Source organism: Bacillus sp. PAMC26543, assembly GCF_014250375.1.
In the GTDB taxonomy this organism is placed as follows: Bacteria; Bacillota; Bacilli; order Bacillales; family Bacillaceae; genus Bacillus; species Bacillus halotolerans.
Map to the genome: position 1 here is coordinate 675,522 of NZ_CP060193.1, position 22,791 is coordinate 698,312.

Here is a 22,791-nt window from a genome sequence, read left to right on the forward strand (position 1 = left end):
TCGTTCGGGCAAGTTTGCTGACCGCGGCGCCTTGAGCGCCCGCGGATCTTTTAATGAGGTGAATGGAATGGAATTATCAGAAATCAGAGTTGAGCTCGAAAATATGGCTTCTCGTTTAGCGGACTTTAGGGGGTCTCTTTGACCTCGAATCAAAGGAGACCCGCATTGCTGAGCTAGATGAGCAAATGGCTGATCCGGAATTCTGGAATGATCAGCAGAAAGCTCAAACGGTCATCAATGAAGCAAATGGTTTAAAGGATTATGTCAATTCCTATAAAAAATTGAATGAATCCCATGAAGAACTGCAAATGACTCATGACCTTCTGAAAGAAGAGCCGGATCAAGATCTTCAGCTTGAGCTTGAAAAAGAGCTAAAGGCTTTAACGAAGGAGTTCAATGAGTTTGAGCTTCAGCTTCTTCTCAGTGAGCCGTATGATAAAAACAACGCAATTTTGGAGCTGCATCCGGGTGCGGGCGGCACTGAGTCACAGGATTGGGGCTCTATGCTTCTCAGAATGTACACCAGATGGGCTGAGCGCCGCGGCTTTAAAGTGGAAACGCTCGATTACCTTCCTGGTGATGAAGCCGGTATTAAGTCAGTCACATTACTGATTAAAGGGCACAACGCTTATGGATATATCAAGGCGGAAAAAGGCGTCCATCGTCTCGTGCGGATTTCTCCGTTTGACTCATCAGGCCGCCGCCACACTTCATTCGTATCTTGTGAAGTTATGCCTGAATTCAACGATGAGATCGATATTGATATCCGTACGGAGGATATAAAAGTTGATACGTACCGTGCAAGCGGAGCAGGCGGACAGCACGTCAACACAACAGACTCAGCTGTTCGGATTACCCACTTGCCGACAAACGTGGTTGTGACATGTCAAACAGAACGTTCACAAATTAAAAACCGTGAAAGAGCGATGAAAATGCTGAAGGCAAAGCTGTATCAGCGCAGAATTGAAGAACAGCAGGCCGAGCTGGACGAAATTCGCGGTGAGCAAAAAGAGATCGGCTGGGGAAGCCAAATCCGCTCTTACGTATTCCATCCGTATTCCATGGTAAAAGACCATCGGACCAATACAGAAATGGGTAACGTTCAAGCCGTAATGGACGGAGATATTGACGTATTTATTGACGCATACCTTCGTTCTAAACTTTCATAAGCAGGAAACACACCTGGTGTCTACAGGTGTGTTTTTTTATTGCCTGCATATCCTTGCTTTCACTGCTGCTTTAGCATATTACCACTGTGTTTGGGTGTTATTTACATCTAATCGGGGAAGGATTAAAATGCTATCGGAGAGCATAGGAAGAAACGGAGGAAGGTTGTAATGATGGATGTACGGAATAAAAGTCTTCGGGTTATAAGGGATTATGTATACATACTGATAGGGGCAGCAATTACAGCAGTGTCCTTTAATGTCTTTCTGCTTCCTAACAAAATAGCCGCAGGCGGTGTCAGCGGGATCAGTACCATTTTACAGTCATATGGTTTTGAAGCGGCCTATGTGCAGTGGATCATTAATATTCCCTTATTTATAGCCGGTATCATTTTGCTTGGCGGTAAATTTGGACTCAAGACACTCGCGGGTTCTGTCTTTTTGCCTTTTGTCGTGTTTTTGACGAGAGACATTCAGCCTGCTACACATCATGAGCTTCTGGCGGCGATTTTTGGCGGCGTCGGCATCGGGATTGGAATCGGCATTGTGTACTTAGGCAAAGGATCAACCGGGGGAACGGCATTAGCGGCTCAAATCATTCATAAGTACACAGGTCTCTCATTAGGGACCTGTCTCGCGATCATTGACGGTTTGATTGTTGTTACGGCGATGATCGTATTTAATATAGAGCAGGGGCTGTATGCCATGCTTGGGGTGTATGTATCAAGCAAAACCATTGATGTCGTCCAAGTCGGCTTCAACCGCTCTAAAATGGCGCTTATCATTACAAAACAGGAACAGGCCGTGAAGGAAGCTGTTTTAAAAAAAATTGACAGAGGCGTTACGAAAATTTCTGCAGTCGGCGGATATACTGACGATGAACGGCCGATTTTAATGTGTGTGGTTGGCCAAACTGAATTCACGAAATTGAAACAAATCGTCAAACAGATTGATGAGACTGCTTTTGTGATTGTAGCAGATGCAAGCGAGGTGCTGGGCGAGGGTTTCAAACGCGCTTAAACGGGGTTATAATATGGAAGAGATCGTAAAGGAGTTGTGCTTCTCAACATGAAATCAAAACTATCGATACTAATGCTTGTATTTGCCATTTCTGCCCTGCTGGCTGCCTGCGGTTCTAACGATGCAAAAGAAGAGAAGACAGACAACGGCAGCAAAACAGAAGCCTCTGCGTCAGAAGGGGAAGAATTATATCAGCAGAGCTGTGTAGGCTGCCACGGCAAGGATTTAGAAGGTGTCTCAGGACCTAATCTCCAAGAGGTTGGAGGCAAATACGACGAAGAAAAAATTGAAAGCATTATTAAAAACGGACGGGGCAATATGCCGAAGGGGCTTGTAGATGATAAGGAAGCCGCTTCAATTGCCAAATGGCTGTCAGAGAAAAAGTAAGAGGAGAAAATCTTTGCCGCGATTCAGGCAAGGATTTTTTTATGCCGAAATCATGATGAATGAAAAGAAACTGTAATAGTATTATGTCTAAATTTGACGTATAATGAAGTGTGTTGAAAATCAAACTTTCAGATTTTTCATCTTTTTACAAATGAATGGGTCATAAACTGTCGAATGCTTTCGAAGAGTATGACCGTGCGACATAAAATGATATAAAAGATTAGGTGATTTCATGATAGAGATGAAAGAAGTATACAAAGCCTATCCGAACGGTGTAAAGGCGCTAAACGGGATTTCAGTTACCATTCATCCCGGAGAGTTTGTTTATGTTGTCGGACCGAGCGGAGCGGGTAAATCTACTTTTATTAAAATGATATACAGAGAAGAAAAGCCGACAAAAGGGCAAATTTTACTCAATCATAAAGATCTCGCATCGGTTAAAGAAAAAGAGATTCCTTTCGTGCGGCGTAAAATAGGTGTAGTCTTCCAGGACTTCAAGCTTCTCCCGAAACTTACTGTGTTTGAGAATGTGGCTTTTGCCCTTGAAGTAATTGGAGAACAGCCGTCTGTCATTAAAAAACGGGTGCTTGAAGTGCTTGATTTGGTGCAGCTGAAGCATAAAGCGAGACAATTCCCTGACCAGCTTTCAGGCGGGGAGCAGCAGCGTGTCTCTATAGCCAGATCAATTGTGAACAGCCCTGATGTTGTCATTGCAGATGAACCTACGGGAAACCTTGATCCGGATACGTCTTGGGAAGTCATGAAGACGCTGGAGGAGATTAATAACCGCGGAACAACAGTCGTAATGGCGACACATAATAAAGAAATCGTAAACACCATTAAGAAACGTGTCATTGCAATCGAAGATGGTATCATTGTGCGTGATGAGTCAAGAGGGGAGTATGGTTCTTATGATTAAAATTCTCGGGCGCCATTTGCGTGAGAGTTTTAAATCTCTCGGGAGAAACACATGGATGACGTTTGCATCCATTAGTGCAGTAACCGTTACGCTGATTTTAGTCGGCGTGTTTTTAGTGATTATGCTGAATTTGAATAACATGGCTACGAATGCTGAAAAAGAAGTCGAAATCAAGGTATTGGTTGATCTGACTGCAGATAAGAAGGCACAGGACAAGCTGCAGAACGAGATAAAAGACCTGAACGGCATTCAAAGCGTCACTTTTTCATCTAAAGAAAAAGAGCTTGACCAGTTAGTTGACAGTTTTGGAGACAGCGGAAAATCCCTGACGATGCAGGATCAGGAAAACCCGCTGAATGACGCGTTTGTCGTGAAAACGACCGATCCGCATGATACGCCAAGTGTCGCGAAAAAGATAGAAAAAATGGATCATGTTTATAAAGTTACTTACGGAAAAGAAGAGGTCAGCCGTTTGTTTAAAGTGGTCGGCGTTTCCCGCAACATCGGAATCGCGTTAATTATCGGCTTATTGTTTACGGCGATGTTCTTAATTTCCAACACCATCAAAATTACGATTTTTGCAAGAAGAAAAGAAATTGAAATCATGAAGCTTGTTGGTGCGACGAACTGGTTTATCCGCTGGCCGTTTTTCCTTGAAGGATTGCTGCTCGGCGTATTCGGTTCAGTCATTCCGATCGCGCTTGTATTGAGCACTTATCAATATGTTATCGGATGGGTCGTTCCGAAGGTTCAAGGATCATTTGTCTCTCTTCTTCCATATAATCCGTTTGTATTCCAAGTCTCGCTTGTATTAATTGCAATTGGCGCAGTGATTGGAGTATGGGGAAGCCTGACTTCCATCCGCAAGTTTTTGCGGGTATAAACATAAGAAAAGCCATCCCGATTGCGGGACGGCTTTTTTCTTTTGCCTTCTTTTTCTTCTATGATTACATGAAATCTCCATCCTTTACATATACTATCTCTAGGTTTTGCAAAGACAGTCTGGCATACAGGAGGAGTAAAGGATGAATCAAAAAATAATCGCTGTGATAGCGGCGGGGAGCATGCTGTTCGGAGGCGCCGGCGTATATGCGCGAATGAACCTGCTGGAAGCCGAAAAGCCGGAAGCCGCAGCTGTTGCCGCAACGGCTCAAGCTGACTCTGATCGGGCTGCAGCTATGGATAAAATTGAAAAAGCATATGAATTGATTTCGAATGAATATGTAGAAAAGGTTGATAGAGAAAAGCTGCTTGAAGGAGCCATTCAAGGGATGCTGTCTACATTAAACGATCCTTATTCCGTCTATATGGACAAGCAGACGGCAAAGCAATTTTCTGATTCTCTTGATTCCTCTTTCGAAGGCATCGGGGCTGAGGTTGGAGTGGAAGAAGGCAAAATCATTATTGTGTCGCCATTTAAACAATCTCCTGCGGAAAAAGCCGGGCTGAAGCCGAATGATGAAATCATCAGTATTGATGGAGAATCGATGGCGGGCAAGGATTTAAATGACGCTGTCTTAAAAATAAGAGGAAAGAAAGGTTCCAGCGTGTCAATAAAGATTCAGCGGCCCGGGACGAAGAAGCAATTGTCATTCCGCATTAAGAGAGCTGAAATTCCGCTTGAAACGGTGTTTGCTTCAGAGAAAAAAGTGCAGGGGCATTCTGTCGGGTATATCGCCATTTCTACTTTTTCTGAGCATACGGCGGAGGATTTTGCAAAAGCATTGGGCAAGCTTGAGAAAAAAGGAATTGAAGGCCTTGTGCTGGATGTTCGAGGAAACCCGGGAGGATATCTTCAAAGTGTTGAAGAGATTCTTAAGCATTTCATTACAAAGGATCAGCCGTACATTCAGATTGCTGAACGCAATGGAGATAGAAAACGTTATTTTTCAACATTGACCCATAAAAAAACATACCCTGTCAATGTCATCACAGATAAGGGGAGCGCCTCTGCTTCTGAAATTCTTGCAGGCGCATTAAAAGAAGCGGGGCATTATGATGTAGTAGGTGACACGTCGTTCGGAAAGGGAACTGTTCAACAAGCTGTACCGATGGGAGACGGCAGCAATATTAAATTGACGCTTTACAAGTGGCTGACGCCAAACGGGAATTGGATTCATAAGAAGGGTGTTAAGCCGACCATTGCGATAAAGCAGCCTGATTATTTCTCCGCAGGTCCATTGCAGCTAAAAGAGCCTCTTAAAGCTGATATGAACAATGAAGATGTGAAACATGCACAGGTTTTGCTGAAAGGACTCAGTTTTGATCCGGGTCGGGAAGACGGCTATTTCAGTAAAGAAATGAAAAAAGCGGTTTTGGCCTTTCAGGATCAAAACAAGCTCGCAAAAACGGGTGTGATTGACAATCGCACCGCGGAGAAAATAAATCATTTAATTGAAATGAAAAAATCAGATAAAAAAAATGATTTGCAGCTTCAAACGGCGCTTAAATCATTATTTGTCAATTAAAGGAGATGGTGTTCCATCTCCTGTTTCTTTGTACTTAATGAATAAATAATCCATAAGTAACATAAAAATTGAGTTTTTGACAAGATATTAAAAAATTTTTCACAAATAAACATTTATAAAGGACCGAGATTACCCGATATCAATATATGAGAGAGACTTTCTAACGAGAAAATATGCATTTAAAATGAAACTTTTGCAAGTTGCCTAGTCTTTGTTTACTTCATACAATATAAGAAGGTTCTAAAAAGAACAGTAATCAGGTTTATGGCAGCTGAACTACAGGTATTTAAAAGAGAAACGTTAGCGAGAATGCTTGTTAGCACTCCAGTACTGCTGCTTATACTGGCCCGTGCTTATCTGTACAAAGAAAATGGGGGTTCACAATTGAAGAGGGCAAGTATTGTGCGTGAAAAAAAATATTATGAATTAGTGGAACAATTAAAAGACAGAACACAAGACGTAACATTTTCAGCTACAAAAGCACTAAGTCTTCTTATGCTGTTTAGCAGGTACCTAGTGAATTACACAAATGTTGAATCGGTCAATGACATTAATGAAGAATGTGCCAAGCATTATTTTAATTACTTAATGAAAAACCATAAACGATTAGGAATCAATCTGACAGATATAAAGAGGTCGATGCACCTGATCAGCGGGTTATTGGACGTTGATGTAAACCATTATTTAAAGGATTTTTCACTATCGAATGTCACGCTCTGGATGACGCAAGAGAGATAAACCCTCCTGAGGATATCCAAGCCATTTAATATTTGATAGAATATGAGTAACATGTTTGGCTTGAGGCGGTGAAAGATAGTGTCTGTTCAATGGGGATTTGAACTGTTAAAAAGTGCGGGCCTGTTCTTTTTGCACCCGCTATTCTGGTTTTTTGTCATTGTAAGTCTGGCTTTCGGATATGTGAGGATCAAACGTGAGCGAAAAACCTTTCATACAAGAATAGCAGACATTTATGATGAACTGAAATTTACATATACAAAAGGGTTAATTCCCGGTATCCTTTTGTCTATTGTTTTAGGGGTACTCGGAATTTCTATTCCTCTCGGTATGCTTGCGATTATTGCCGTTATGACTGCAGCGGCAGCGCTCACTCTTCGCGCAAACTGGATGTCTGCTGCATATATCGTCAGTGTGAGTATGCTGATAGGTTTTGGACTGCAAGTGAATCAGGCTGAACCTTTTCTGGATCGGTTTCCGCAAGGCTTTGCGGTCATGTGGCCGGCCCTGGCGGTGTTTTTGGGTTTATTGGTTATCGCTGAAGGAGCGGTTGCATATCGTTCTGCCCATGTGAAAACATCACCGGGATTGGTCGTCAGCAGCCGCGGTTTGCCGATCGGTCAGCAGCTTGCAAACCGTATATGGCTTTTACCGCTGTTTATTCTTGTACCTGGCAATGGATTAGAATCACACCTCAGCTGGTGGCCTGTGTTTTCTGTTCCCGGAGGGTCATTCCATTTTCTGTGGATACCTTACTTTGTCGGATTCGGCCAAAGGGTGCAGGGTTCCCTTCCTGAAACTAGTATAAGAATCACAGCGAAGCGAGTCTGTATACTCGGGCTTATTGTCTCCGCTCTCGGTGCAGCGAGTTTGCTGTGGACGCCGCTTGCGGGTGCAGCTGTCTGTGCGGCTGTATTAGGACGTATTTTTCTGTCCGTGAAGCAAAGGGTAAACGACAATGCAGCACCGTTTTATTTCTCCAAGCGTGATCAAGGCTTAATGGTGCTTGGCATTATACCAAATACACCGGCTGAAGATTTGGAATTAAAAATCGGAGAAATTATTACGAAAGTCAACGGCGTGCCCGTTAAGCACGTATCAGATTTTTATGAAGCGCTCCAGCGCAACCGTGCGTATGTGAAGCTTGAAATTATCGGTCTGAACGGGGAGATTCGCTTTGATCAGCGTGCGTCTTATGAGGGAGAACATCATGAATTGGGCATTCTGTTCGTAAAGGATGACCGTGAAGATGAAGCAGCCGCTTTGCCTGGATCATAAAAAACAGCCCGGCACCACATATTTTGTGTGGCGCCGGGCTGTTTTGTTTTACGCTGAATTTTGTTCCATGCGTGCCGTTTCGTCAGATTTGATGCCTAACGAAACAAAAACACCAATGATGGATACCGCGAAGAGAATAATAAATAACGTGTGATACCCAGAAATCAGGCCAATTAAGGCTGACGAAATAATGCTTCCGAAATAACGGAAGGTCGAGAAAATACCGGAAGCCACTCCGGACATCGCGGGCTCTACTGTGGCAAGGGATGACACCTGCATGCTGGTCAGTCCGACTCCGGATGCAAGCCCTCCGAGAATAAGAGAGATCATCAGGAAGAAAACGGAATGGGAGCTGCTCAAGAGCAAAAATAACAAATTGGCTCCGGCCATCATCGCAAATGAGAGAAATATGATTTTTTTCGCACCCCATTTATGATGGAGCTGAGCGCCTGCCCAATTGCTCGCCGACATAAATATCGAAAAGACGGAAAGCGCCATGCCGCTGTTAGACGTATTAAGCCCAAACTGGTTTGTCATGAATAACGGCATAATCAATAAGACGGCATACATCATTAGATTGCTTAACAAGACGGATAGATTGGCATTTGTAAAGGTTGAGCTTTTAAACAGCGCAAAATCAATGATTGGGTGCTTTGTGCGTTTTTCCCGTCTGAAAAAAAGCGGGACAAAAAGCAGTATCAATATGCTGTATAATGCATAGCCCCATGAAGATTCATTTTTCGTCAGCAGGATAATCGAAACGATGCTGCCTGCCAGCAAGAGAGAGCCGATAATATCCAGCGGCGCCTCTGATTTGTTTTCTTTATATTGAGGAAACATGGTCAATGCTGTAAATAAAGCAATGGCGAGAAACGGGATGTTGACCCAAAAAATCGAATGCCAGCTGAAGCTGTCAATCAAAAGAGAGCCGATAAACGGCCCGAGAGCGGCGCCCAGACCCGCGCCGAGCCCGAAATAGCCAAACACTTTCGGAAGGCGTTTCTCTGATACAACGTGCCGGATAATGGCAATGCTGTTTGGCGTGAGCAGTGCCCCGCCGACAGCCTGCAAAGCCCGAAATACAATTAACAAAAACAGGCTCGGCGATAGAGCGCAGCCTAATGAAGCAATCAGAAACAGGCCGACGCCCCATAAATACATGGTTTTGTTACCGTACATGTCACCGAGTTTTCCGGCTATTGGCTGTGTGACGGCCATGACGATTAAATAAACGGTAACCACCCAAGTGATGCTTGCGATGGATTCGTTATACGTATGTGATATAGATGAAAGCGCGACTGCGATCATCGTTGAGTTAATGGGAACCAGGATGGCCCCCAATAAAAGTGAGACGATCAGCGCCCATTCTTTTTTTGAGCTCATTGGGATCCTCCTTTTGTTTTGCCAAGGAGCTAACGGGCAGTAATTCCTTTGACGAATACAGCTGTACTATGTTCCAGCATTTTTTCCTGGGGCATTGTAATCACTCTGTCTCCTAAATGAAGACGGTGTACAAAGTAACCGAAAATCATCGAAATAAATACATCGGCATGTTCCGATTCATCTCCTGTCTGGATAGCCCCTTTCTCACCCATGCTTGTGAGATAATCAACTAAAAGCTGTTTCATAGATTGGGGATATTCAGTCACATGGTTGATGACATCCTGAAACATGGCCGGTTCACGAAAGCTGATTTTAATTATATCTTTTCTTTGTTCAAGTTCTTCCAGCAGACAGGTTCCGATATGCAGCAGGTCTTTATACAAATCTCCCTCTGTTTGCTCAAAGATGCGATTTCGATTTGCAGAATGCTGAGAAAGCAGAGCCTCGACAAGCCCCTGTTTGTTTTTAAAATTCCTGAAAATCGTCGCTTCACTTACATTTGCTTTTTCTGCAATTTCTTTTGTCGTCGTTGCACGATATCCTTTTTTGACGAGCAGCTGCATGGCAGCGTCAAGGATTCTGCGGTTTGTCGGTCTCAATACATTTCACCTCACGAATATACTGGCAGGACAAGTATACACCTGCCCCGCTTGTATAATAAAGAGGGTGGGCGCATCAGGACCGGCTGACAACTGTGATTTTGCCGCTGTTTCCGTCTACAGTGACGATGTCTCCATCTCGAAGCCTTTCTGTCGCTGCACGTGTGCCGAGAACAGCGGGAATGCCGTATTCCCGTGCGATAATCGCTGCGTGAGACAAGATTCCTCCTGTGTCTGTAATAATGGCTTTGGCATCTTGAAACAGGCTGGTCCATAGCGGTGTCGTCATTTTGCAAACCAGGATGTCTCCAGGCGCGAATTGAGAAAACTCACTGGCATCCCGAATCAATTTAACCGGCCCTGTTGCGATACCGCTTGATGCTGCAATTCCGAAAATATCATTCTCCGTGTTTTTTTCATCTTCTATGACAGCACCGACAATTTCTTCAGCCGCTTTCAGCTGCGCTTTTGTCGGTGTACCGAGATAAGCAGGCGCCTGTGCCAGCTCATACTCATGAAAGATTTGTCTCCGTTTTTCAGCCTTCTCTTGAAGGGGTACGGGATGAAGGAGCGCGTTTTCCACCTCGTCATCATATAAGAACCAAAGGTCTTCTCGATCTCGGATCACACCGCTTTTTGCCAGCAATTCTCCTACCTTCAGCAAAAAGACTCTTGCCTTGGCATCCAGCATAGCATCAATGTAAAAATGATGATCATCCTTAATATTGGACGAATTCAGCGTCCATTGATAATAACGTTCAAATTCTTTCTGCAAAGCGGAATCCTCAATGCTTTGCAAGAATTCATTGTACAACTTCTCACGTTTTTCAATGGTCTTCTTAAATTCGTTGTCAAAATGATAGCCATTGCGGACGTAGTTTTGAATATGAGTCAATGCGTAATATGGATTCTCTGCCCAAGTCTGTTCAATCAGATCGTGGCTTTTTACAGATCTCCATCCGTATTCCTGTAAAAATTCATTAACTTTTTGCAGGAAACGTCTGCCCTCGTCGATTTGTTCTAATTTCTTCTGCAGCTGTTGCGGCTCGGTATGCTCAAAAATGGCTGTCAGATTCGGATTTTCTCGTACTTCAACAGAGAATTGCCATAGGCGGCGGTCTGTTTCCAGCGATTTGTTCATGACTCCTGTCAGCATTTCATAAAAATGTGAGTTTTCAGCTTCACCCTGAATGTTTTGATACATTGCTTGCAGTTTGTTCGTCAACAGAATTTGCGGGAAAACGATATTGAAGTGTTCCTCATAGGCCGTGAGATAAAAGGCCTTCAGTTTTTTAAAGGCCTCCAGCGCACTTTCCGGAGTGTGTTCCGTTTGTGTGAGTTGGTCCAATGTCCGGTAAAACGGAAGGTACGTGTTATGAATGATGTCGTACATGCGCTCGGCCAATATCGGAAAAAGCTCTTCGGCACTGTCCTCAGGAGGCTGTTGTTGTCCGCCTTGATTTTTTGAATAAATATGTCCCCGGTAAACTTTTACTTCATCGACGATGACACCGATCGGGAACTGCTGCATACTTTTCTTTAAGCCGTATTCAAGTGCGGGCACAATAAAAGATGAAAATAGCGGACTGACCGGGCCTTCGATGTTGGACTCCATATTGAGCCAAAAATCATCCATATCCTCGCCGGTAATCATGAAGTTCCGTTCTTCCTCAGCCGCTTTTTTATCCTGTTCAATGGTGGTAATTGGCCGTGCCTGCAGAAGGTACAGTTTATGATCGGCGATCCCGAATTCTAAATCAACAGGATATCCGTATAGGGCTTCGGTTTTTTTTGTGATTTCAGTCAGCTCAATTACCTGTTCATCTGTAAGGCAAAAACGGCTGCGCATGTCTTCGCTCGTTTCTTTTTCGGCAATGCCTTCTGCTGCGGACTCCATGTAGATCTCTTTTAAACCCATTTCTTTCTGAATCTCAAATGAAGCTTTATGAACGATATACGTGTCAGGAGTGACGCTTCCTGATACGACCGCTTCTCCCAGGCCGTAGCTGGCGCTGATTAATAACTCTCTATCATCATGGGTAACGGGATTTTGGCTGAAAATCACACCCGATATTTCTGAATTGATCAGGCCCTGCACCACAACACCCATTAACGGCTCTGCGATTTGATTGTTCATTTTCTTCTTATAGCGGCTGACCCTGCCTGAGAAAAAGGAGGCCCAGCATTCTTTCACCTTAGCCAGAAATTCTTCTTCTGTTTTTATATTTAAATAGGTTTCATATTGACCGGCGAATGAAGCGCCCTCTAAATCTTCTGAGGCTGATGAAGAGCGGACGGCCACGGAACGATATGATTCTCTCAGCTCGTAAAAGGAGCTCGTCAGCTCGTTCTTTAGCTCATCTGAAAATGCTCCGGCAATAATGGCATTTTCGATATTTTCGCTTGAATCATGAAGCTGATTATCCTCCATAAAACGGGCGAGAGCGTTCGTTTGAATGATAAACCCATCTGGAACAGGAAGTCCGTGTTTGGTCAGTTTGATCAGATTCATGCCTTTTGCTCCAGCCAGCTGACTGGATTCTTCAGCTTGGCGAAATAACACAGAGTACATGTTTAAAACCCCTCTTTCCTTAGTATTTTTCTCTCTATCTTTTATTTTTGGGAGCCAATGTTCAAAAAATGATAGTGAACACTATCACTCAATTGTAGGTTTAAAGGAAAATGCTGTCAAACGCAAAAAGCCCTAAATAAAATGAATATTTAAGTTAGTTAGATGATCATGAAAAATAAAACTGAAGCGGGTCTACCTGCCTATTTTTTCGTATTCGCAAATCGTTTCACTGAGCTTTCAGATCACTGTTGGCCAAGTTTCCTTCATTAAACGAGACTTAATACCTATCTTCTTGCTGATTTGACAATCAGTACAGTTTCAGCTCTCATTCAGCCGCACTAAAATCAATTTTTCTTTATATTTGATACCGTCTATTTTGCCTGCCGGTAATCTATTATTTTATTATGAACATTTCTTCTGTCCGGGTTGAATAGCTGGATTTGGGTCTTGCCAAAAAATCGGATGAGGCATCTGTCTATCTATAAGAAGAGAGTTTTGCGGCAGGGCACGATGATTGAATTGAACTGAAAAAGGGTATGGTGTAGAAAGAGGGAACCATTGCACGATTGTCCGATTCTTCATTTTTTACTATAATCAAATCAGATGAAGAATCCCTGAGGAGGGTTTTTGTGATTACAAAAGCCGTTTTTGCATTATTTTTCCCTTTTATGCTTGTCGTCCTATTTACGAGAGTGACCTTTAACCATTACGTGGCGATCGCTCTTACAGCTGCACTGCTGTTTGCTTCTTATTTAAAAGGCTATACAGAAACATATTTTATTGTGGGATTAGATGTTGTCTCCCTTGTGGCCGGCGGACTTTACATGGCCAAAAAAGCTGCTGAGAAAAAAGAAGAATAAACCGGACATAATGAATATAAAGATGAATTCCTGCTTTTACGTTTTAAAAGCAGGTTTTTTATACATGAAAACAGCTGGAAATAAAAAACCACCGAACTTTAGTTCGTATTTTTGGTGATTTTGCTTTCCATTGTGTTACTATATCTATAGGAAGATTTCGTTAAAGAAACGGAGGCTTATTTGTGAAAGATCGCTTTGAGTTAGTCTCAAAATACCAGCCCCAGGGAGATCAGCCGAAAGCCATTGAAAAGCTTGTCAAAGGCATTCAGGAGGGCAAGAAGCATCAGACTCTGCTGGGTGCAACAGGAACGGGCAAAACATTTACGGTGTCCAATTTGATTAAAGAGGTCAATAAGCCGACACTCGTCATTGCCCATAACAAAACCCTTGCCGGACAGCTTTACAGCGAGTTTAAGGAATTTTTCCCGAACAACGCTGTCGAGTATTTTGTCAGCTACTATGATTATTATCAGCCGGAGGCGTATGTGCCTCAAACGGATACATTTATAGAGAAAGATGCCAGCATTAATGATGAAATTGATAAACTTAGACACTCCGCTACATCGTCTCTGTTTGAACGGAGAGATGTGATTATCATTGCGAGTGTGTCTTGTATTTACGGTCTCGGTTCGCCTGAAGAATACCGTGAAATGGTTGTGTCATTGCGTCCTGAAATGGAAATTGAGCGCAACGAGCTGCTTAGAAAGCTTGTTGACATTCAATATGCCCGTAACGACATTGATTTTCAGCGCGGTACATTTCGTGTGCGCGGAGATGTAGTGGAAATTTTCCCGGCATCCCGTGATGAACACTGTGTAAGAGTCGAGTTTTTCGGAGATGAAATTGAACGGATTAGGGAAGTGGACGCCCTGACCGGAGAAATTTTAGGCGACCGTGAACATATCGCGATTTTTCCGGCATCCCACTTCGTTACGCGGGCCGAAAAAATGGAAAAAGCGATTCAAAATATCGAGAAGGAGCTTGAGGAGCAGCTGAAGGTCATGCATGAAAACGGCAAGCTTCTGGAAGCGCAGCGCTTAGAGCAGCGGACGAGATACGATCTTGAAATGATGCGGGAAATGGGATTCTGCTCCGGCATTGAGAATTATTCAAGACATTTGACGCTTCGCCCGCCGGGTTCAACGCCGTATACGCTTCTCGATTATTTTCCTGACGATTTTATGATTGTGGTGGATGAGTCGCACGTGACGATTCCTCAGGTGCGCGGCATGTTTAACGGAGACCAGGCGAGAAAGCAGGTGCTGGTGGATCACGGATTCCGTCTTCCGTCAGCGCTTGATAACCGCCCGCTCCGGTTTGAAGAATTTGAAAAGCATATGCACAATATCGTCTATGTGTCAGCCACACCAGGGCCGTATGAAATTGAACATACAGATGAAATGATAGAGCAGATCATCCGTCCGACAGGGCTTCTTGACCCGCTTATTGACGTGCGGCCGATTGAAGGCCAGATTGATGATTTAATCGGTGAAATTCACGCGAGAGTTGAACGGAATGAACGGGTGCTTGTAACGACTTTGACGAAGAAGATGTCAGAGGACCTAACCGATTATTTAAAAGAAATCGGCATCAAGGTTAATTATCTGCATTCAGAAATTAAGACGCTTGAACGGATCGAAATTATTCGTGATTTGCGTCTCGGCAAGCATGATGTGCTCATTGGCATCAACCTCCTGAGAGAGGGGCTTGATATTCCGGAAGTATCCTTGGTTGCGATTTTAGATGCGGATAAGGAAGGCTTCCTGCGTTCGGAGCGTTCGCTTATTCAGACGATCGGACGGGCGGCGAGGAACGCGGAAGGCCGTGTCATCATGTACGCCGATAAAATGACGAAGTCTATGGAAATTGCAATTAATGAAACGAAACGCCGGCGCGAGCAGCAGGAGCGGTTTAACGAAGAACACGGCATTACGCCGCAAACGATTAATAAAGAAATTCGTGACGTGATTCGTGCGACTGTGGCTGCTGAGGACAAAGCGGAGTATAAAACAAAAGCTGCGCCGAAGCTGTCGAAAATGACGAAGAAAGAGCGTCAAAAAGTCGTCGAACAAATGGAGCACGAAATGAAGGAAGCCGCCAAGGCGCTTGATTTTGAAAGAGCCGCGGAGCTTCGCGATTTACTTTTAGAGTTAAAAGCGGAAGGATGATGAAAGAATGGCTATGGATCGGATTGAGGTGAAGGGAGCAAGGGCGCACAACCTGAAAAATATTGATGTAACCATTCCGAGAGATCAGCTTGTCGTTGTTACAGGACTGTCTGGGTCAGGGAAATCCTCCCTTGCCTTTGATACCATATATGCAGAAGGGCAGAGACGATATGTTGAGTCGTTATCCGCCTATGCCCGCCAGTTTTTAGGGCAAATGGATAAGCCTGATGTCGATGCGATTGAAGGGCTTTCTCCTGCCATCAGCATTGACCAGAAAACAACGAGTCGAAACCCGAGATCTACTGTCGGTACGGTAACGGAAATTTATGATTATCTGCGTCTTTTGTATGCGAGAGTAGGAAAGCCGCATTGCCCGGAGCACGGAATCGAAATCACGTCACAGACCATTGAGCAGATGGTGGACAGGATTTTGGAATATCCGGAGCGGACGAAGCTTCAGGTGCTGGCGCCGATTGTGTCCGGCAGAAAAGGCGCTCATGTAAAGGTGCTTGAGCAGATCAGAAAACAAGGCTATGTCAGAGTCAGAATTGACGGCGAGATGGCCGAGCTCTCTGATGAGATCGAATTAGAAAAGAATAAAAAACATTCAATCGAGGTTGTCATTGACCGGATTGTGGTAAAAGAAGGCGTAGCAGCCCGTCTGTCGGATTCATTGGAGACATCGCTTCGATTAGGTGAAGGGCGTGTCATGATTGATGTGATTGGTGAGGAAGAGCTGATGTTCAGTGAGCATCATGCCTGTCCGCATTGCGGATTTTCAATCGGTGAACTTGAACCGCGGCTTTTTTCATTCAACAGCCCATTCGGAGCGTGTCCAACGTGTGACGGTCTCGGTATGAAGCTCGAAGTTGATGCAGATCTTGTTATTCCCAATCAAGATTTGTCATTGAAAGAGAATGCAATTGCCCCATGGACGCCGATCAGCTCACAATATTATCCGCAGCTTCTTGAAGCGGTCTGCACCCATTACGGCATTGATATGGATGTGCCGGTAAAGGATCTGCCGAAGCATCAGCTGGATAAAGTCCTTTATGGAAGCGGAGATGACCTGATTTATTTCCGTTACGAAAATGATTTCGGGCAAATACGCGAAGGTGAAATCCAATTTGAAGGCGTATTGCGCAACATTGAAAGACGTTACAAGGAGACAGGCTCGGATTTCATCCGTGAGCAGATGGAGCAATATATGTCCCAAAAGGCTTGTCCGACTTGTAAAGGTTATCGGCTAAAGAAAGAGGCGCTTGCGGTACTGGTCGACGGACGTCACATCGGAAAAATTACCGAGCTGTCTGTCGGAAATGCCCTTGATTTCTTCAAAGACCTTACGCTTTCTGAAAAGGATATGAAGATTGCCGATCTGATTTTGCGGGAAATTGTGGAGCGTTTAAGCTTTCTGGATAAGGTCGGACTTGATTATCTGACACTGAGCCGGGCAGCGGGAACATTGTCCGGGGGAGAGGCGCAGCGGATCAGGCTGGCAACTCAAATCGGTTCGCGGTTATCCGGTGTGCTTTATATTTTAGATGAGCCATCAATTGGTCTGCACCAGCGTGATAACGACCGTTTAATCAGCGCGCTGAAAAACATGAGAGACCTGGGGAACACACTGATCGTCGTAGAACATGATGAGGATACGATGATGGCAGCCGATTATTTAATTGATATTGGCCCGGGTGCCGGCATCCACGGAGGACAAGTTATTTCCGCGGGAACTCCGGAAGAAGTCATGGCAGATCAAGATTCGTTAACAGGCAGTTACTTATCAGGGAAGAAATTTATCCCGCTGCCTCCCGAAAGAAGAAAACCGGACGGCCGCTATATTGAGATTAAAGGCGCTTCAGAAAACAATCTGAAAAAGGCAAATGCCAAGTTTCCGCTAGGGACGTTTACAGCGGTTACGGGTGTATCAGGATCGGGGAAAAGCACTCTCGTCAATGAAATACTTCACAAGGCATTAGCGCAAAAGCTTCATAAAGCAAAAGCGAAGCCAGGCAGCCATAAAGAAATCAAAGGCCTCGAACATTTAGACAAAGTCATTGATATTGATCAGGCGCCGATCGGAAGAACGCCGCGGTCAAATCCTGCGACATACACCGGTGTTTTTGATGATATTCGCGATGTATTCGCACAGACAAATGAAGCGAAAGTCCGCGGCTATAAGAAAGGCCGTTTCAGTTTTAACGTGAAGGGCGGACGATGTGAAGCCTGCCGTGGAGACGGGATTATAAAAATTGAAATGCATTTCCTTCCTGACGTATACGTGCCATGTGAAGTGTGCCACGGCAAACGCTACAACCGGGAAACACTTGAAGTGACATACAAAGGAAAAAGCATTTCTGATGTGCTTGATATGACGGTCGAAGATGCTCTTTCTTTCTTTGAAAATATCCCGAAAATTAAGCGCAAGCTCCAAACCCTGTACGATGTTGGTCTTGGTTATATTACGCTCGGCCAGCCGGCGACTACCTTGTCAGGCGGTGAAGCGCAGCGGGTGAAACTTGCATCTGAACTGCATAAACGCTCAACCGGCCGCACGCTGTATATTTTAGATGAACCGACAACAGGTCTGCATGTCGACGATATCGCCAGACTTCTTGTCGTGCTTCAGCGTCTGGTTGATAATGGGGATACAGTGCTTGTCATTGAGCATAATCTTGATATCATCAAGACGGCTGATTATATTGTTGATCTGGGGCCCGAAGGCGGAGCCGGAGGCGGCACCATTGTCGCGTCGGGAACACCGGAGGAAATCACTGAAGTGGAAGAGTCGTATACAGGGCGTTATTTGAAGCCTGTTATGGAGCGTGACAAAAAACGCATGAAGTCACTCTTGGAAGCGAAAGAAACTGCAACATCTTAAAACCCTCTTTTCAGAGGGTTTTCACTTTTCTTTGCAGTATTTATTAAAACGTCTTCTTATACAGCTGCCGGCTCACATTCATTAAATCTTGAACAATATGAGTGCTGCTGCTGTCCAGAAGAACTTTTATATATTGAATGTCATGAGAGATGGGAAGAGGCCCGTGAATCTGTTCAAGCTCGGCTAACATTTCACGGTTCATTCTTTTTTGTTCATGAATCAGTTTTAAAACGGATTCTTGTGTTACTGTATAGTCACTGGGATCTTTCTCCATTGCTTGTCCAGCCTCCTTGATTGCCGTAAGCTTTTTACATATTGTAATCGGTACGGCTGAAAGATTCTACTTCTAAAACTTTTTAAAATCCAATTTCCGTAAATGGAAGCATGTCTAAAGGATGATTTTGAAACCTCTGGAGGTTTTATACGTATATCTATCTAAGTAAAACGTCCTGACTTATAATCACGGATGATTAACGATGGGAGTGGAATAAATTGAACCGTAATCAAGCCATAATTGCATCACTTTGTTATTTCAGCGTCTTTATCGCGCCGGTCATTGTGCCGATTGTCGCTTACTTTGTTGTTGATGAGAAAGAGACGAAACGTCACGCGGTGCGTTCTCTCATTTCCCACATTGTTCCCTTTGTCGGCTGGCTGATCTTATTTATCGCTTTTCTTGGCGGAGCCATTGCCATTGATGGGGAAAGCGTTTTGCCTGTCTTTGTGATGATTGGCGGAGTCATCGTCTATTTCTTAGTTGTACTCGGTATTATCATTTGGAACGTCATTCAGGGCATTAAGGTGCTGCGTGCAGCATAAATAGATCATAGGGAGGAGATCGAATGAAGCAGGAAAAGGAACGAATCCTCAAGCTTGTGGAGGAAGGGAAGCTGACGGCACAGGAAGCATTAACGCTGATTGAAAAGCTCGACAGCGACTATAAGGAAAAAGAAGAAAAAATCACGGCTCTGTCAGTTAACGTTCATGAAGAGGATGAGCCATTCACAGCGGCCAAAAAAGAGGGCAGCAAGCCGTCTTTAGGGGCGAAGCTGTTCGATTGGATTGATTCTGCTGTGAAAAAGGTTAAAGAAGTTGATCTAGATTTAAACTTCGGGCACTCGTTTGACGTACAGCATATTTTTCAATTTAAGGATACTGATTTTTCCAGTGTAGAGCTCCAGATCGCAAACGGCAGCGTAAATATTGTTCCGTGGGAAGACGAGGATATCAGAGCGGAATGCCAGGCGAAGGTATATCGCACTGACAGCCAAGAAGCAGCAAGAGACGCTTTTCTTCAGCATATTGAATGTGAAATCAAAGGAAATAAGTTTTTTATCCGTACAGAAAAGAAAACGATGAAAACCAATGTCACATTGTATATTCCTCAGAAGGAGTATGATAAGATTCGGGTGAAGCTGTTTAACGGACCGATCAGAGGGGAACATTTACATGTAAAAGAGTTCTCGGCGAAAACGACAAATGGCGTGCTGTCGTTCTCGAATTTGACGGCTGAAAAAGCTTCGGCAGAAACGGCGAACGGCCAAATTAAGCTAGCCAATCACAATTGCGGCACGATAGAAGCGGAAACCATTAACGGGCTGATTGATCTGCGCGGAAAAAGCGAATCCATTGATGTTCAAAGCTTTAACGGAAATATCGCGATTACTGTAACAGAATCAGACTGCCGCTCGATTTACACAAAAACGACGACTGGAAATGTGGAGCTGTCGATTCCGGATGATCTTGCGGTGAAGGCTGAACTGAAAAGCAATCTCGGCTCGCTGTCCCACGAATTAATAGATGTTGACATGCTGAAAGAAAAAAATGATACCATTCAAAAAGAAATGATGTTCACTTCTAATCAAGCACATGATCAAAACATCGCCGTTTTCTCCGAATCATTAACTGGCGCCATCAAATTAAAGTATACACAGAGGTGATCGAATGAATAGATTATATCGTTCAGAAAAAAACAGGAAAATGGCCGGCGTTATCGGCGGCCTGGCGGAGTATTTCAACTGGGATGCGTCACTCCTCAGAGTGATAACCGTCATTTTAGCCGTTATGACAAGCGTTATTCCTGTTCTGCTCATATATATCATTTGGATTTTTATTGTTCCGTCAGAAAGGGATATGAAGTAACATGGTCAAATGGGCAGTCAGCATTTTAGTAAATGCTTTATTATTAATCGTCATTGACGGTTACATTGATTCCATTCATATCAGCAGCATCGGGGCAGCGATTATTGCCAGCCTCATTTTATCAATCTTAAACGTGCTGATTAAACCGCTCTTGATTATCTTTACGCTGCCTGTCACAGTTGTGACGCTGGGTCTCTTTTTGTTTGTGATTAATGCCATCACCTTGATGATGACAGCGTCCATTATGGGTGACAGTTTTCAAATTGACGGCTTCGGATCAGCCATCTTGGCATCTGTTGTCCTGTCGGTGTTCCATTTGCTGATTCAAAAAGGCATTTTAGAACCGCTTCGAAAAAAATAAAAGCTGCCATACAAATGGCAGCTTTTTTACATAAGATGTTTTTCTTGTTTGATGTCATGTTTCGCCTGATGCATATACGGCAGAAGGCAAAAGCTCAATATGGCAAATGCGATACCCAAAAGGCCAAAGGACATGACAGACGGCATCCGTGTCAACAGATAAGCTGATATCATCGGGCCGGCCGCCATACCTGTATATCTGACAAAGTTAAAGATTCCGATCGCGCTCCCCCTGTTGTGTTCAAACTCATTGGTGATCATCGTGGAATACAGGGGAGGAATAACCCCCATCGAGACACCGAACAGCGCCAATGTGAGAGCCATAAGAATGATCGAGACGGAATGGGTAAAAGCAAATAAAATGATGCTGACCGCTGCAATTGAATTGCTGTAGACAAACAATGTACTTAGAGGAACTTTTGCCTGTATGTTTTTAAACAGAAAGGTACCAGCGATTGTGCTTAACGCCAGAGGCAAATATAACAGTCCCGCTATCTGTACATCCATATGATAATGTTCCGTCAGCAATATCGGAAGATAGACAATAACCGCAAAATAAATGAAAAAGAGAAAAAAGCTTAAGGTCAAAATGACATTTCCAGCTCTGTTTGTGAAAATGGATTTATAATGAGCAAGCAAACTGCCTGATTTTGCATCTTGCTTTGGTGCGCTATGAGAATCCTTAGGGAAGAAAATGCTGTTTGTTGCTAATAAAATAACAGAGATCACCGTCAGCATCCAAAAGATCCCTTCGTGTCCGAAAGCACCGCCGAGAAACCCCCCGAGAACAGGAGCAATAGCCGGGGCGGCCGAAAGAAGCATTTGATACGTACCCATGGCATTTCCGCGATCACTGCCTGTAAATAGCTGGCCGATTGTGGTGGCTGCAATGAGAGGGAGTGCTGCGGAACCGGCTGCCTGTACGATTCTGAAAATAAGAAACAAAGTAAAATCAGTGGTGACGGCACATCCGAAACTGGCTGCCGCCGTTGCCAGTATTCCGGCAAGCAAGACATAACGCGCGCCTTTAAAATCGATGATGGCGCCCAAAATAATCTGCATAATGGCTGTCACAATCATAAAAACTGAAATTGTCAGGTTTACGAGGGTTACAGAGACATGGAAAGATTCTTTAATAATCGGGATGATGGGTGAATACATATTTTGGCTTAAAGAAGCAAAAAATGCGCTGAAACAAACAATATACAAGATCAGCATTGCTTTTGATTTCGTTTGAGCCATAAAGAACAACCCCCTTTTTTACTTTACAGGTTTCTCTGAAGCATCATCTGTTTGCTCAGCTTCAAGTCTGGAGGTAAGCTGTTCTAAAAATTTCAATACAGCATTCTGTTCATCTTGTGAGAATGAATCAAGGAATTGGTAAAATGCCAGCTCCTTTTTTTTGTGCAGTTTTTCATGCAAATCAAAAATCTGTCTGCCTTTACGGGTTAATTTGAAATAGACTTCTTTTTTGTTATCAGTCAGCTGATAGCGATTGATAAATTCTTCTTTGATCAGTTTTGTGCTGATTTTCGTTACGTTCGCTTTTGATAAGTTCATTTTTTTGGCAATTCCCGTATTATTAATCGGTTCATGTTGGCCAATACAGTCAATGACATGGATGCTAGTGATGTTTTTGGGAACATCAATCACATCTTCTTCTGCGGCCTCCTTAAAGAACTGCCGAAGTGAAGTATTCGCTTTTTGTTCATTAAGATGCAGGAGCCGAACGTATATGTCGTATATCAGCTGTTTTGTCAGACCGGACATAGGCTACCTTCTTTCTTTGAATGAATGGTGTACCAGGAAATAATAAAAATTGTTTACCGGTGAACGATTTTATTTTATCTGTA

At 43.8% G+C, this 22,791-nt stretch carries 21 protein-coding genes; 15 read left to right on the top strand and 6 right to left on the bottom strand.

Annotation, left to right across the window (positions count from 1 at the left end):
* The first annotated feature begins 67 nt into the window (after positions 1-67).
* The 8 genes from prfB (at position 68) to H7F27_RS03375 (ending at position 7,973) form a co-directional block, all read left to right on the top strand.
* Positions 68-1,169 (top strand): peptide chain release factor 2 gene (gene prfB, locus H7F27_RS03340; RefSeq protein WP_099043490.1). Its coding sequence is split into 2 segments (ribosomal slippage): positions 68-139 and positions 141-1,169, totalling 1,101 coding nucleotides; the frame shifts between segments, so codons are not numbered across the junction.
* Positions 1,170-1,340: 171 nt separating this feature from the next.
* The gene (locus H7F27_RS03345) at positions 1,341-2,186 is read left to right on the top strand and encodes a YitT family protein (protein WP_185848922.1); all 846 of its coding nucleotides are present in this window, start codon (positions 1,341-1,343) and stop codon (positions 2,184-2,186) included.
* A gap of 48 nt (positions 2,187-2,234) precedes the next feature.
* Complete coding sequence (gene cccB / locus H7F27_RS03350) at positions 2,235-2,573, top strand: cytochrome c551 (RefSeq protein WP_024123008.1); 339 nt, start codon at positions 2,235-2,237, stop codon at positions 2,571-2,573.
* A gap of 232 nt (positions 2,574-2,805) precedes the next feature.
* Positions 2,806-3,492, top strand: coding sequence for a cell division ATP-binding protein FtsE (ftsE, locus tag H7F27_RS03355; RefSeq protein WP_010332047.1), 687 nt, complete (start codon positions 2,806-2,808; stop codon positions 3,490-3,492).
* The gene (gene ftsX / locus H7F27_RS03360) at positions 3,485-4,375 is read left to right on the top strand and encodes a permease-like cell division protein FtsX (protein ID WP_024123007.1); all 891 of its coding nucleotides are present in this window, start codon (positions 3,485-3,487) and stop codon (positions 4,373-4,375) included. Before ftsE ends, ftsX begins: the two co-directional genes overlap by 8 nt.
* Before the next feature lie 142 nt (positions 4,376-4,517).
* A complete protein-coding gene (locus H7F27_RS03365) occupies positions 4,518-5,960 on the top strand; it encodes a carboxy-terminal processing protease CtpB (RefSeq protein WP_185848563.1) in 1,443 nt (480 codons plus the stop codon).
* Between the two features lie 384 nt (positions 5,961-6,344).
* Positions 6,345-6,698 (top strand): swarming motility protein SwrAA, encoded by a 354-nt coding sequence (gene swrA, locus H7F27_RS03370; protein WP_015251121.1) that lies wholly within the window; start codon positions 6,345-6,347, stop codon positions 6,696-6,698.
* Positions 6,699-6,776: 78 nt separating this feature from the next.
* Positions 6,777-7,973: a cell division topological determinant MinJ gene (locus H7F27_RS03375; RefSeq protein ID WP_101859875.1), complete on the top strand. Its 1,197-nt coding sequence runs from the start codon at positions 6,777-6,779 to the stop codon at positions 7,971-7,973.
* Positions 7,974-8,021: 48 nt separating this feature from the next.
* Here the strand turns inward: H7F27_RS03375 and H7F27_RS03380 are convergent, their stop codons facing one another.
* The 3 genes from H7F27_RS03380 to H7F27_RS03390 all read right to left on the bottom strand — a co-directional run bounded on the left by H7F27_RS03380 (position 8,022) and on the right by H7F27_RS03390 (position 12,527).
* Complete coding sequence (locus tag H7F27_RS03380) at positions 8,022-9,356, bottom strand: MFS transporter (RefSeq protein WP_101859876.1); 1,335 nt, start codon at positions 9,354-9,356, stop codon at positions 8,022-8,024.
* 29 nt (positions 9,357-9,385) lie between these two features.
* Entirely contained in the window at positions 9,386-9,955 is a 570-nt protein-coding gene (locus H7F27_RS03385) for a TetR/AcrR family transcriptional regulator (protein ID WP_024123004.1), read from the bottom strand.
* A gap of 76 nt (positions 9,956-10,031) precedes the next feature.
* Positions 10,032-12,527 carry a PEP/pyruvate-binding domain-containing protein gene (locus H7F27_RS03390; protein WP_185848564.1) on the bottom strand — a complete coding sequence of 832 codons (2,496 nt, stop codon included), beginning with the start codon at positions 12,525-12,527 and terminating at the stop codon, positions 10,032-10,034.
* Between the two features lie 629 nt (positions 12,528-13,156).
* Here H7F27_RS03390 and H7F27_RS03395 point away from each other — a divergent pair.
* The 3 genes from H7F27_RS03395 (at position 13,157) to uvrA (ending at position 18,436) form a co-directional block, all read left to right on the top strand.
* On the top strand, positions 13,157-13,387 hold the full coding sequence (locus H7F27_RS03395; RefSeq protein WP_003228053.1) for a CsbA family protein: 231 nt from the start codon (positions 13,157-13,159) through the stop codon (positions 13,385-13,387).
* Between the two features lie 182 nt (positions 13,388-13,569).
* Positions 13,570-15,555: an excinuclease ABC subunit UvrB gene (uvrB, locus tag H7F27_RS03400; protein ID WP_010332039.1), complete on the top strand. Its 1,986-nt coding sequence runs from the start codon at positions 13,570-13,572 to the stop codon at positions 15,553-15,555.
* 7 nt (positions 15,556-15,562) lie between these two features.
* Positions 15,563-18,436 (top strand): excinuclease ABC subunit UvrA, encoded by a 2,874-nt coding sequence (gene uvrA, locus H7F27_RS03405; RefSeq protein WP_101859878.1) that lies wholly within the window; start codon positions 15,563-15,565, stop codon positions 18,434-18,436.
* Positions 18,437-18,479: 43 nt separating this feature from the next.
* Here uvrA and H7F27_RS03410 read toward each other — a convergent pair whose 3' ends face one another.
* Entirely contained in the window at positions 18,480-18,710 is a 231-nt protein-coding gene (locus H7F27_RS03410) for a hypothetical protein (protein ID WP_024123000.1), read from the bottom strand.
* Between the two features lie 218 nt (positions 18,711-18,928).
* Here H7F27_RS03410 and H7F27_RS03415 point away from each other — a divergent pair, with 218 nt between their 5' ends.
* Genes H7F27_RS03415 through H7F27_RS03430 form a run of 4 tightly spaced genes read left to right on the top strand, consistent with a single transcriptional unit; the run spans position 18,929 to position 20,939 of the window.
* On the top strand, positions 18,929-19,255 hold the full coding sequence (locus H7F27_RS03415; RefSeq protein WP_095712926.1) for a hypothetical protein: 327 nt from the start codon (positions 18,929-18,931) through the stop codon (positions 19,253-19,255).
* A gap of 23 nt (positions 19,256-19,278) precedes the next feature.
* Positions 19,279-20,376, top strand: a complete 1,098-nt coding sequence (locus H7F27_RS03420) for a DUF4097 family beta strand repeat-containing protein (protein WP_103671268.1) — start codon at positions 19,279-19,281, stop codon at positions 20,374-20,376.
* A gap of 4 nt (positions 20,377-20,380) precedes the next feature.
* Positions 20,381-20,578 carry a PspC domain-containing protein gene (locus H7F27_RS03425; RefSeq protein ID WP_024122997.1) on the top strand — a complete coding sequence of 66 codons (198 nt, stop codon included), beginning with the start codon at positions 20,381-20,383 and terminating at the stop codon, positions 20,576-20,578.
* Between the two features lies 1 nt (position 20,579).
* Entirely contained in the window at positions 20,580-20,939 is a 360-nt protein-coding gene (locus H7F27_RS03430; protein ID WP_010332033.1) for a phage holin family protein, read from the top strand.
* A 26-nt stretch (positions 20,940-20,965) separates the two neighbouring features.
* Here the strand turns inward: H7F27_RS03430 and H7F27_RS03435 are convergent, their stop codons facing one another.
* Both H7F27_RS03435 and H7F27_RS03440 read right to left on the bottom strand, forming a co-directional pair.
* On the bottom strand, positions 20,966-22,180 hold the full coding sequence (locus H7F27_RS03435) for an MFS transporter (protein ID WP_185848565.1): 1,215 nt from the start codon (positions 22,178-22,180) through the stop codon (positions 20,966-20,968).
* Positions 22,181-22,198: 18 nt separating this feature from the next.
* Positions 22,199-22,708, bottom strand: coding sequence for a MarR family transcriptional regulator (locus H7F27_RS03440; protein ID WP_103671270.1), 510 nt, complete (start codon positions 22,706-22,708; stop codon positions 22,199-22,201).
* Positions 22,709-22,791 lie beyond the last annotated feature (83 nt).

Bases quoted from the DNA above. Each gene is read 5' to 3' on its own strand.
- H7F27_RS03345 (WP_185848922.1), top strand. From the start codon at position 1,341: ATGGATGTACGGAATAAAAGTCTTCGGGTTATAAGGGATTATGTATAC.
- cccB (WP_024123008.1), top strand. From the start codon at position 2,235: ATGAAATCAAAACTATCGATACTAATGCTTGTATTTGCCATTTCTGCC.
- ftsE (WP_010332047.1), top strand. From the start codon at position 2,806: ATGATAGAGATGAAAGAAGTATACAAAGCCTATCCGAACGGTGTAAAG.
- ftsX (WP_024123007.1), top strand. From the start codon at position 3,485: ATGATTAAAATTCTCGGGCGCCATTTGCGTGAGAGTTTTAAATCTCTC.
- H7F27_RS03365 (WP_185848563.1), top strand. From the start codon at position 4,518: ATGAATCAAAAAATAATCGCTGTGATAGCGGCGGGGAGCATGCTGTTC.
- H7F27_RS03380 (WP_101859876.1), bottom strand. From the start codon at position 9,356: ATGAGCTCAAAAAAAGAATGGGCGCTGATCGTCTCACTTTTATTGGGG.
- H7F27_RS03390 (WP_185848564.1), bottom strand. From the start codon at position 12,527: ATGTACTCTGTGTTATTTCGCCAAGCTGAAGAATCCAGTCAGCTGGCT.
- uvrA (WP_101859878.1), top strand. From the start codon at position 15,563: ATGGCTATGGATCGGATTGAGGTGAAGGGAGCAAGGGCGCACAACCTG.
- H7F27_RS03410 (WP_024123000.1), bottom strand. From the start codon at position 18,710: ATGGAGAAAGATCCCAGTGACTATACAGTAACACAAGAATCCGTTTTA.
- H7F27_RS03420 (WP_103671268.1), top strand. From the start codon at position 19,279: ATGAAGCAGGAAAAGGAACGAATCCTCAAGCTTGTGGAGGAAGGGAAG.
- H7F27_RS03425 (WP_024122997.1), top strand. From the start codon at position 20,381: ATGAATAGATTATATCGTTCAGAAAAAAACAGGAAAATGGCCGGCGTT.
- H7F27_RS03430 (WP_010332033.1), top strand. From the start codon at position 20,580: ATGGTCAAATGGGCAGTCAGCATTTTAGTAAATGCTTTATTATTAATC.
- H7F27_RS03435 (WP_185848565.1), bottom strand. From the start codon at position 22,180: ATGGCTCAAACGAAATCAAAAGCAATGCTGATCTTGTATATTGTTTGT.
- H7F27_RS03440 (WP_103671270.1), bottom strand. From the start codon at position 22,708: ATGTCCGGTCTGACAAAACAGCTGATATACGACATATACGTTCGGCTC.